The sequence below is a fragment of the Roseateles sp. genome, assembly GCF_039929605.1.
GTDB lineage: Bacteria > Pseudomonadota > Gammaproteobacteria > Burkholderiales > Burkholderiaceae_C > Pelomonas.
On record NZ_JBDSQX010000149.1, the window covers coordinates 35,557 to 46,469 of the forward strand.

General features: G+C 69.6%; 9 protein-coding genes. 3 read left to right on the plus strand and 6 right to left on the minus strand.

Annotation, left to right across the window (positions count from 1 at the left end; all coding sequences use genetic code 11):
• The first annotated feature begins 13 nt into the window (after positions 1-13).
• Positions 14-1,609: a polyamine aminopropyltransferase gene (locus ABIS05_RS20425; protein WP_348011498.1), complete on the plus strand. Its 1,596-nt coding sequence runs from the start codon at positions 14-16 to the stop codon at positions 1,607-1,609.
• A 12-nt stretch (positions 1,610-1,621) separates the two neighbouring features.
• Here the strand turns inward: ABIS05_RS20425 and ABIS05_RS20430 are convergent, their stop codons facing one another.
• Genes ABIS05_RS20430 through ABIS05_RS20440 form a run of 3 tightly spaced genes read right to left on the minus strand, consistent with a single transcriptional unit; the run spans position 1,622 to position 5,886 of the window.
• Entirely contained in the window at positions 1,622-2,383 is a 762-nt protein-coding gene (locus ABIS05_RS20430) for a hypothetical protein (protein ID WP_348011499.1), read from the minus strand.
• Positions 2,380-2,826 (minus strand): hypothetical protein, encoded by a 447-nt coding sequence (locus tag ABIS05_RS20435; RefSeq protein ID WP_348011500.1) that lies wholly within the window; start codon positions 2,824-2,826, stop codon positions 2,380-2,382. The genes ABIS05_RS20430 and ABIS05_RS20435 overlap by 4 nt, the downstream gene beginning before the upstream one ends.
• Positions 2,827-2,871: 45 nt before the next feature.
• Positions 2,872-5,886, minus strand: coding sequence for a CHAT domain-containing protein (locus ABIS05_RS20440; protein ID WP_348011501.1), 3,015 nt, complete (start codon positions 5,884-5,886; stop codon positions 2,872-2,874).
• A 144-nt stretch (positions 5,887-6,030) separates the two neighbouring features.
• On the opposite strand from ABIS05_RS20440, the gene ABIS05_RS20445 reads away from it, so the two are divergent.
• Together ABIS05_RS20445 and ABIS05_RS20450 are read left to right on the plus strand one after the other, a co-directional pair.
• Positions 6,031-6,252, plus strand: a complete 222-nt coding sequence (locus tag ABIS05_RS20445; protein ID WP_348011502.1) for a hypothetical protein — start codon at positions 6,031-6,033, stop codon at positions 6,250-6,252.
• Positions 6,253-6,301: 49 nt separating this feature from the next.
• Positions 6,302-7,906: an FAD-dependent oxidoreductase gene (locus ABIS05_RS20450; protein ID WP_348011503.1), complete on the plus strand. Its 1,605-nt coding sequence runs from the start codon at positions 6,302-6,304 to the stop codon at positions 7,904-7,906.
• A gap of 31 nt (positions 7,907-7,937) precedes the next feature.
• Here ABIS05_RS20450 and ABIS05_RS20455 read toward each other — a convergent pair whose 3' ends face one another.
• The 3 genes from ABIS05_RS20455 to ABIS05_RS20465 form a co-directional block, all read right to left on the minus strand.
• Complete coding sequence (locus ABIS05_RS20455) at positions 7,938-8,741, minus strand: type 1 glutamine amidotransferase (RefSeq protein ID WP_348011504.1); 804 nt, start codon at positions 8,739-8,741, stop codon at positions 7,938-7,940.
• A complete protein-coding gene (locus ABIS05_RS20460) occupies positions 8,738-9,880 on the minus strand; it encodes a YbdK family carboxylate-amine ligase (protein ID WP_348011505.1) in 1,143 nt (380 codons plus the stop codon). The genes ABIS05_RS20455 and ABIS05_RS20460 overlap by 4 nt, the downstream gene beginning before the upstream one ends.
• Positions 9,877-10,913, minus strand: a 1,037-nt coding sequence (locus tag ABIS05_RS20465; RefSeq protein WP_348011506.1) for a cation:proton antiporter, incomplete at its 5' end; no start/stop codon positions are given. The genes ABIS05_RS20465 and ABIS05_RS20460, both read right to left, overlap by 4 nt.

The window sequence follows — 10,913 nt, forward strand, 5'->3', positions numbered from 1 at the left end:
TTACCCTCGCTGGATGCCTTCCTCCCCTGCTGAGACCCCTCGGTCACGGTCCGCTTCACAGACCTCTCAGCCCTCTCGGGCCACGCTGGCCGAGCTGCTGCTGCTCGCCAGCGTCTTCGTCATCGCCGCCTGCGGCCTGGTCTACGAACTGGCGGCCGGCGCGCTCGCGAGCTACCTGCTCGGCGACTCGGTGCTGCAGTTCTCCACCGTCATCGGTGTCTACCTGTTCGCGATGGGCCTGGGCTCGTGGCTGTCGCGCTTCGTGGAGCGGCAGCTCGTCGGCGTCTTCCTGCAGGTCGAGCTGCTCGTCGGCGTCATCGGCGGGCTGATGCCGGCGGCGCTGTTCGCCGTGCACAGCCTGCTGCCGCCGGGCGACGCCTTTGTGTTCCGCGTGCTGCTCTATGCGCTGGTGCTGCTGGTGGGCACGCTGGTGGGGCTGGAGATTCCGCTGGTGATGCGCATCCTCAAGCGCCACTTCAGCGCGCGCTACGGTCTGAAGGATCTCGTCTCGCAGGTGCTGACCTTCGACTACCTCGGCGCGCTGCTGGTCGCACTGGCCTTCCCGCTCGTGCTGGTGCCGCAGCTGGGCCTCGTGCGCACAGGCGTGGCCTTCGGGCTTCTGAATGTCGCCGTGGCCGTGTGGGCGCTGTGGATCTTTCGCGCGGAGCTGCGCGCCAAGGCGTCGATGGCGGCGGCCTGTGCGCTGTCGGCCCTGGTGCTGCTTGGCGCCCTGTTCAGTGCAGAGCAACTGACGACCTGGGCCGAGGACCGTTTCTACGGTGAGCACATCGTCTTCAAGCAGAGCAGCGCCTACCAACGCATCGTCGTCACCGACGGCGGCGCCGGCACGCGCCTGTTCCTGAACGGCAATCTGCAGTTCCATTCCAAGGACGAGTACCGTTACCACGAGGCCCTGGTGCAGCCCGCCATGGCCGCGCATGGCGCGCCCAAGCGCGTGCTGGTGCTGGGCGGTGGCGACGGCATGGCGGTGCGCGAGATCCTCAAATATGCGAGCGTCGAGCAGGTCACCCTCGTCGAGCTGGACCCGCAGATGACGGCGTTGTTCCGCGACACGCCCAAGCTCGCCGCGCTGAACGGCCACTCGCTGTCGTCACCCAAGCTGCGCATCGTCAATGCCGACGCCTTCGGATGGCTGGAGCAGCAGGCCGACCTCTTCGACGTCATCGTCATCGACTTCCCCGACCCGTCCAACTTCGCCATCGGCAAGCTCTACACGGCCAGCTTCTACGAGCTGATCGACCACCACCTCAGCGCCAGCGGCTATGCCGTCGTGCAAACCACGTCGCCGCTGATCGCACGGCGCAGCTTCTGGACCGTGGTGACCACCATCGAGTCGGTCGGCCTGACGACGACGCCGTACCACGCACATGTGCCGTCTTTTGGCGAATGGGGCTTCGTGCTGGCCTCGCGTCGGCCCTTCCGCCTGCCGACGGCCTTCCCACCTGGGTTGCGCTTCCTCAGCCCGCAGAGCCTGCCGGCGCTGCTGGACTTTCCGCCCGACATGGCCCGCGTGTCCACCGAGGTGAACCGCCTCAGCAACCAGGTGCTGGTACAGGAGTTCGAGGCCGAATGGGGCAAGGTTCATTGAGCCTCGTGGCCTTCAGTTGCCGATCACGCCCTTGAGCCCACTCGCCACCGAGCCGAGCGCCGTGGCGGTGGCCATCACAGTGATCCCCAGATTGCGCAGCGCATCGAGCTGCTTCTGCAGAGCGACCGGATCGCGCGCGGCGCCCCAGGCGGTCGTCGCAGCACGCGTCAGCCAGCGCCCTTGCGGCGACGGCGCCTGTGAACGAGCAATGACCATGCCGGTGACCAAGCTCAGCAGGATGCTGACGACGTAATAGCCGAACTCGCGCAGCTCCCGCGCATTGGCCGGCAGCACGGTGGCGCCGTCCACCAACGCCACCACGACGCTCATACCGAGGACGGCCAGCGCGGCGGTGATGGCCGCCAGCAGCAGGTTGCGCAACGCGCCGGCGCTGCTGCCCCGCTGCAGCAGATAGCCGAAGGGCAAGGGGATGGCCAGCGAGGCGAGGCGCAGCCACAGCGTGGGCAGGTCTAGCGCCATGACGATGACGTAGTGCGCAGCTAGCAGCAGCACGAAGGCGGGCGGCAACACAGCCCAGGCGGGCAGCGCGGCAGCGCCGGCCGGCGGTGATGTGGGCGCCGTGTCGGGCGGCTCGTCATGCGTCGGCGCGGCGCCAGACTCCAGTACCGCGACGCGCGCCATCACTTCGTCGAGCGCCGTTTCCTGCGTCTGCAGGCGCGCCAGCAAGGGCTTGAACAGGAAGAGGTCGCGCGTGCAGTGCGGGCAGGCCAGCGCCTGCTCGTCGATCACGCTGACGCAGTAGGGGCACTTCACGGTGCCGCGACGTTGAGCTGCACCACGGTTTCCGACTCGCGGCCTTCGCTGTCGGCCACCCGCACGAGCAGGCGGTGCTGCCCCGGCGGCACGGAGACGCCGCTCAGCTCGATGCCGCCGTCGCTGATGCCGGCGCGCAGCCGCGGCGTCAGGTCGACCGACGGCTTCTTCAGATAGGTCACCTGCAGCGTCGACACGTCGATGCGCGCGCCGCCCATGGCCTTCAAGCCGACCTTGAGCTGCAAAGGCGCCCGCACGGCGGCGCCGTCCTTGGCCGGCAGCTCCTGCGTGATGCGCGGCCCACGCGTGACGCCGCGCGTGCCGAAGGGCACGTCCGGCCGGCCGGCTTCTTCGGCGGTGACGAGGTCCAGCGCAAATGCCGGCGACAGCGTCAGCGCCATCAGCAGCGGCAGCAGGAGACGCAAGGGCTGGGCAAAGGTCATCGGGCGATCTTCCTTTTCAATGAAATGAGGCGGCCGGCGCGGCCGTCAGCGCTGCAGCTTCAACGGTACGCCGTACTGGACGAATGCTGCCCAGATGCGCGGGTCGCGCAGCGCATCGCCGTGGCGGCCTGCGGCAAATTCACGCTTGGTGGCGGTCAGCGCGGCGATCACGTCCATGCCGCCCTGCCGCACCTTGGCCAGGAAGGCCGGCATGAACACCGACGTGCCTTCATCATCGATGGGCCACAGCGTCATCAGCGTGTTGGTGTTGCCGGCCAGCATGAAGGCATAGGGCAGGCCCATCACGCCCTCACCGCTCTCCGCGCGGCCAAGGCCGGTCTCGCAGGCGGACAGCAGCACGAGGTCCGAACGCAGCGTCAGCGCGGCGATGTCGCCGTCCTGCAGATAGGCCTGCGGCAGGTTGGTGCCCATGCTCAGCACCAGCGCGCTGCGCTGGTCGTCCACGTAGCCGTGCGTGGCGAAATGCAGCACGTCGAAGCCGGCCAGCTCGTCGCGGCTCTGCAGGTCGAGCAGGGCGGCTCGCGACGCCGCCTGGCCCAGCAACTGGCGGCTGCCTTTCGCGAACAAGGGCAGCAGCGCCGCCGACTCCTTGCGGGTGCCGGGCAACGGCGTCCACTCCAGGTCGGCCATCCAGTCCGGCAAGGCGCCCTCGCCGGGCGCGATGGCGCGGTAGACGGGGTCGGCGATGGACAGCAGGCGCGGTGCCGTCGTGCGGGGCCGGGCAGCGCGCCGGCTCAGCTCGGCATGCACGGCCAGCGACTGCACATAGCCCACATCCATCTGCGCCACCAGTTGCCGGTCGCCCAGCCAGAGCGCCTCGAATGGCAGCTGCGTCAGCACGCCATCGGGGCTGACGAACAGGCGACTGGCCTCGCGCATGGCGACCGGCAACGGGGCCAGCAGCCAGCCGGACACCTCGCGCCCCAGCGTCGCGAGGTCGGCCACGCGGCGGGCGCCGTCCGGTGCTTCGGCGGCCGCGACATAGCGCCCGTCCGCCGTGCGCCAGATCGGCCGGCCGCGCAGGCTCAGGCCCTCCTCCTGCGCGGCGGCATCCCCGGAGAACAACAGCTTGCGGTACAGCTGCAGCGCGTTGCGCTGCTCCACACCGAGCGCAACGAAATGGTTGGAGAGCCGAGGCGCCTCGTCCGGCGCGAGCTTCAACAGCAACGTCGCCACGAAGCCGCCCGGCACCTCCAGCCAGCTGAGGTAGGCATCGCCCGGCGACAGACTGTCGCCTTCGCGCGCCCCGACTCCGATCTTGCGCATCTCCAGCATCTGCAGCGGCCCCTTGCCCGCCGCGTTGTTCAGCCACTGACGGTCGCGGTCGCTGGCCGACAGGCGCAGCACGGCCAGCGCTTCCAGGTAGGCCAGTTCGGCCATCGCGTCGCCCTCATCGGCCGACGACTCGAACAGGCGCTTCACGCCCTTGGGCAACTGCACGGCCAGCGTGCGCAAGCGCTGCGCATCGGCGCGCTGCTGTTGACGGCGTGCGTCCGCGTCGGCGTCGCGCAGCCCCTTGAACTGGTCGGCCAGGCTCTGCGCCCGCAGCCGCCTCAGCAGCGTCTGCGCCCGCAGACCTTCGGTCACTGATGGCAGCAGCGGCTGCCCCTGCTCCACTGAAGCCCGCGCGGCGAGGCGGTGCAGGCTGTCGAAACGAGCGAGGTCACGTTGCTCGGAGAACGAAGGCAGCCGCGTCGCATTCGTGCGCAGCAGCACCAGGCCCTGCACCTGGCGCAGCAGGGCCAGGCTGGGCTCCTGCAGGGCCGGCTCGCGCAGCAACGTCGCCGCGACGGCCCAGTCCACCCTCAGCTCGGACTCCGGGCGCAGGCCGTCCAGATCGTTGCCGTCGATCCGTTCCTTGAGCAATGCCCGCAAGGCCACCGGCGACCCGCCCAGCAGAGCCTGCAGCGCGCGCAACTGCGGAGCGCGAAAGGTGGAGCAGCGCTCCGGGCTGCAGGCGCGCACGGCTTCATCCAGCACCGTGCGCAGCACCGCACGGTCCTCGGCGCTGGGCCCGTCCGGGCGCAGCAGCGCATCGTTCACCAGGTCGAGCACCGGCGCGGAATAGCCGCACTGCTGCGTGACGAGCGACCGCAGTCGCGCGGGCGAGTCGGCAGGCACCTTGCGCAGCGCGCGGTCCCGGGCAATGTCGGTGCGCCAGCGCAGGCTATGGTCAGCGCAGCCGGTCGCCCCTTCCCCTCGCAGCTCGGCGTAGGTGCGCTCGAAGTCCTCGGCGATGTCCACGTCGCCCAGCCGCCAAGACAGCCGGGCAATCTGCAGCGCCGAAATCCGGCCCAGTGCGCTGGCGGGGTGCTGCGCGGCCAGACCCAAGGCCGCCATCCAGCCCTGGCGGGCGCTGTTGAGGTACCCGTCCAGCTCGGCCTTCTCCGCCGAGATCCACGGCGCGACCTCGGGCAGCGCGGCCGCCGTGGAAGCCGACTCCACTTGCCCCTCGTTCTTCAGCCACGCGCGGTACTGTCCACGCATGAAGTCGTAAGCGCTCAGGTAGTGCAGGAAGAGATATTCCTGGCCTTCCTCCTGCCAGCGCTTGGCCGCGTCGTACAGCCGGTTGCTCAACTGACACACACCGAAGGGCCGCTGCGAACTGTCGGGGAAGCTGCCGCAGAAGTCGGCGATGACGCTGAGCATCACCGCCGCCCTGGCGGAACTCTCGGCCGGCAGCTCGCGCACGGCGCGATCCATGGTCTGCAACTGGGCGGTCAGCAGCGGCTGGCAATCTGCCGCCTGCGCACGGCACGCCGCCAGGAACTTCGTCGTCGCGGGGTTCCAGACCTGCTCGTTGACGCCCGTCTCGGTCATGCCGCCCCAACGCATCCGGCGCAGAGGCGGCAGCAGCTCCTGGTACTCCAGCAGCGACGCGCGCAGCAGCGTGGGCAGCGCCTGCGTGCCGCTCGCAGCGACGGCCAGCGGCAGCCGCAGCGTCTGTGCGCTCGCCTGGCCGGCCACCAGCCCTGCGAACGCCAGGCCGGCCAACACAGTCCGGCAGCAGACGGAAAACCAGGCAGATGAAGCGGGCATGCTGATTGGCGTCTTCTTCAAAAGGTGGGCGAAGGCACCCGCCAACGGCGGCGGGACCATACCACCGGCCACCCGGAAAAACTGGCCGGCATGCCGCTTGCCGATAGCTGGCATCGCCGGCACGGTGCCGGCGCTGGAGCCCTCATGCCAACGACGATCTCTTCCACCGCCGCCACGACCGTGCCGACCACGCCGGCCGACACGGACGCCTCGAACATCGACAGCGTCTACGCCAACCTTGTCCACGGCGTCGGCCACGAGCACGTCACCGAGGCCAATGTGCAGGCGCTGATCCAGCGCGCCGAGGCGGACAAGCATCCCGTGCTCGCCGCCGAACTGCGCGAGTGGCAAGCGCCCTGCGGCTGACCTTCCCTGTCGGGTAGAGCCGGCGGCTTTCGCTGCTAGGCTCGCCGCCTTGAGCGCAGCCTTACCCGACCACCCCGACTCCTCCACCGGCCTGCAACGCCGGGCCGTGATGCTCGGCCTGCTGGCCGGCGGCTGCACGCCCGACGCGCCAGCGCTGCAAGGCAGCTGGGTCGGCACTCACCCCGAGCGCGGGCATCGGCTGCGCGAGCCCCCACGCGCCAACGACGGCCCGCTGCGCAAGGCCAATGTCGTCATCGTCGGCGCCGGCATCGCCGGCCTGGCCTGCGCTCGCGAGCTGACGCGGCGCGGCGTCGACGACATCGCTCTGCTCGAACTCGAAGACCAGCCCGGCGGCAACAGCCGCGGCCATGTGCTGGCCGGCGCGCCCTGCCCGCTCGGCGCCCACTACCTGCCCCTGCCCGGGCCACAGGCAGGCGAGGTCTACCAACTGCTCGAAGAGCTCGGCCTCGTGCGTCAGCAACTGGGCCGCGCCGTCTGGGACGAGCGGCACCTGTGCCACAGCCCGCAGGAACGGCTTTTCGTCGATGGCGAATGGCGCGAAGGCCCGCTGCCGCCGAGCGACTCCGCCGGCACGCTGGCCCAGTACCGCCGCTTTGCCGAACTTGTCGCTCAGGCACAGCGCGACATCGGCTTTGCGATGCCCACCCACCGCGCCCGCTGGGGCGTGGGCCATGCCGCGCTCGACGCCCAGACCTTCGCCACCTGGCTGGACGCTCAGCAGCTCACCGCGCCGCGCTTGCGCTGGTACCTCGACTACTGCTGCCGGGATGACTACGGCGCCCCGGCCGCCGAGGTCTCGGCCTGGGCCGGCCTGCACTACTTCGCCAGCCGGCATGGCTTCCATGCGCCGGGCGACGAGACGGCCGAGCGTGAGCCGGTGCTGACCTGGCCCGAAGGCAACGGCTGGCTCAGTGCCCAGCTCGCTGCGCCGCTGCGCGAGCGCATCTTCAGCGGCCGTGTCGTGTTGCGCGCCAGCGAGTCGCGTCAGGGCGTCGAGCTGCTGGCCTGGGACGAAGCGCGCGGCGCCCGCGAGCGCTGGCAGGCCCGCCGCGTCGTCTTCGCCGTGCCTCTCTTCATCGCCGCCCGGCTGATCGAACACCCCGCCCTGCGCGCCGCTGCCGGCGCGATGCAGTACGCCCCCTGGCTGACCGCCAACATGGCGCTGCGTGAGCCGCTGCTGGACCGCCCTGGCGTGCCGCTGGCCTGGGACAACGTCAGCTACGGGCAGGCCGGCCTGGGCTATGTCAACGCCCGCCACCAGACGCTCGACCCCACACCCCGGTCACCACGGCTCACGGCCTACCTCGCCCTGCCGCGATCACGGCGCGGCGAGCTGCTCGCCCAGCCCTGGCAGCACTGGGCGCAGGTCGTCGTGCGTGAGCTTTCGGCCACGCACCCCGATCTGGCCGGCAACCTGGAGCGCGTGGACCTGTGTCGGTTCGGGCATGCCATGAGCATCCCGGCGCCTGGGGTGCGCGGCAATGCGGCGTTGGCGGCGTTGGCGGCACGGACAGCACTGACACATGGCGCGGGCCGCGTCGCGTTTGCGCATGCGGATCTGGCGGGGTATTCGGTATTTGAGGAGGCCTACACCGCAGGCATCGAAGCAGCGCAGGCGATCACGCGGAGCTGAGCACGTGCCCGCCTGGCGAGCATCGCCGTACTCAGCCGCTGCGCTGCAGCTGCGCGGCACGCGCGGCGGCGAGAAAGCCGTCGAGCAGCGGTTCACCGCTGAGCAGCCCCGGGTTGACCGCATGGAACTCCGGATGCCACTGCACACCGGCCACGAAATTGGCGCCGCTCGCGCGGATGGCCTCGACGATGCCGTCCTCGGTCGAACGCGCCTCGACCCGCAGATCGGCGCCGAGCCGGTCGACGGCCTGGTGATGGATGCTGGTCACGCAGCCGCCCTCGCGCTCCGCGTACAGCTCGGCCAGCTTGGAGCCCGGCTCGAACACGACCATGTGGCTGTGCCGGTCGTAGAGCTCCGCGTCGACGTGGTTCTTGGCGTCCTCGCGCTGGGTGGCGATGTCCTGGTAGAGCGTGCCGCCAAAGGCCACGTTGAGCAGTTGGCAACCCCGGCAGATGCCGAGCACCGGCTTGCCCTGCGCGAGGAAGCCTTCGAGCAACTCCATCTCGTAGCGGTCGCGCACGATGTCGCCGCCCCACTCGGGCCGCATCGGCTGCTGGCCGTAGCTGGTCGGGCTGACATCGGCACCGCCCTGCATGACCAGGCCGTCGAGTACATCGACGTAATGCCGCACCGAGACGCGCCGCCGCTCGACCTCGGCATCAAAGCCCAACGTCGGCAGCATCAGCACCATCGCGCCGTGGCCCATGATCCAGTGCGCCGCCGCCTGCTCAAGGTATTGCAGCGTCTTGTTGCGAAACCCGAGCTCCAGCGGCGGCTTGTGCATCAGCCGCGCCGACATGCCGATCTTCAGCGGCGCGAGCCCGGCTTCACTCATGGGCTGTCGCCCGCCCAGCGGCGGCACTGCTGGCGCACGACTTCGGGCAGCAGTTGCTCGTGCTCGTGCACGCCACGCAGCCAGCTCGCATCGTTGCCCGCGCCCGCAAGCTCTTTGCGCAGGTAGCTCAGCGCATCCTCGGCACCGAGTTCCATCGCGTGGATCTCCAGCGCCTGGAAGCTGGCCTCGATGTCGTCGCGCAGGACGCGGTGCTCGCCGGTCGACGGGTCGACGAACGTGCCATCCAGCCCGAAGCGGCAGGCCTGGAACCGGTTGAAGGTGTAGGGCAGGTAGTCGTCCTCGTGCGGCTCGAACGGCTTTTCGATGCGCAACCAGCGTGCCAGGCACTGGATGTAGCCGGCCAGCGCTGCGGCCTTCTCGATGGTCAGCGGTGTGTCGAGCACCCGCACTTCGATCGTGCCGAACTCGGGCTTGGGCCGGATGTCCCAGTAGAAGTCCTTCATGCTCTTGACCACGCCGGTGCGCGTCATCTTCTCGAAGAAGATGAGGAAATCGTCCCAACGGTTCACGAAGGGCGCACGGCCCGACAGCGGGAAGGCGAACACCGAATTGAGCCGCGCCGAATGGAAGCCCGTGTCCGTGCCCTGCACGAACGGTGAGGACGCCGACAGCGCGATCAGGTGCGGGATGAAGCGCGACAGCCCGTGCAGCAGCACCAGCGCCTGGTCCGGCCCGGGGCAGCCGATGTGCACATGCTGGCCGAAGATGGTGAACTGCTTGGACAGGTAGCCGTACAGCGTCGCCACCTCGTGAAAACGCGGCGTGTCGAAGATGCGACGCTCGCTCCAGTCCTGGAAGGCATGCGTGCCGCCGCCGCACAGGCCGACGTTCAACTGCGCCGCGCAGGCCACCAGCGCATCGCGCGTCTCGGTCAGCTGGGACAGCACCTGCATGTGGTTGTCGCAGACGCCGGTGCACAGCTCGATCATGCTTTCGGTGATCTCCGGCGTGACGTTGCCGGGCAGCTTGTACTTGCCCATCAGGCGCAGCAGGTCCTTGGAGGCCGGCGTGAGGTCGTAGTCGTGATGGTTGACGATCTGCAGCTCAAGCTCGACGCCCAGCGTCAGTGAGCGCGAATCCGCGAATCGCTCCAGCGAGGGTCCACGGCTGACGGTCATACGCTGTGCTCCGGCGCCCGCTTGGGTAAAGAGATCGGCGTTTTCACGGGCCGGTACTCACCGGCAAGGCGCAGGCCACCCTGCACCAGCACCGGTCCCAGCAGTGCCATCACGGCCAGCATCGCCAGCATCACCGGCATCAACTGCGCGCCGATGGCCGGGTGGGTGGCCTGCAAGTCGGCCAGCAGAATCAGCGAGGTGGCCGAGACCGGCGTCAGGCTCATCGCCAGCGCCAAGCCCTGGCGCGGCTCGATACCACTGACCCGCGCCAGGCCCACCAACACCAGGCTTTTCGTCAGCACGCGCACGCCCAGCAGCAGCAGTGCGCCGACGATGCCCACCGTCAGCGCCTCGACGGACCAGGCGGCACCGACGATCACGAACAACATCAGCACCAGCACGCCACCGGCCGTGCCGAAGTGGCGTGGCCAGATGCACGGCCGATCACTCGCGTTGCGCAGCATCACGCCGGCCAGCAGAGGCACCAGCAGGGTTGACAGGGCGAGCAGCCGCGCGGCGGTCAGCGCCAGCAACACCAGGCCCAGCAACAGCAGCACGGCGTTCTCCTCCTTGAGGTTGAAACGCCTCAGCACCCAGCCGACCGCAGACGCCAGCAGCCCCGCGACCACCACCGAGCCGCAGAAGGTGTAGCCCGGCTGGGCCACACCCGCGACCCAGTCACTGTGCTGGTCCACATGCAGCCAACCGATCACCAGCTTGAGCAGCAGCACGGCGTAGAGCGTGTTCAACGCACTCAGCACGATGGCCCGCTCGGTCACCTGGCCAGCAGTCTTGAGCTCGGTCGTCACGCGGGCGATCACCGCGCCGGCCGATGCGCCGAACAAGGCCGCTCCGGCCGCCGCCAGCGGCGCCGCCAAGCCATACCAGCGCAGTGCCGCAAAGACGGCGCCGAATGTCAGCAAGGACTCGGCCGCACTGGTCAGCAGCAATGCCGGGTTGACGCGCAACCAGCGCAGGCTGACGCGGCTGCCCAGCTCGAACAGCAGCAAGGCCATGGCGAGGTCGACGATCA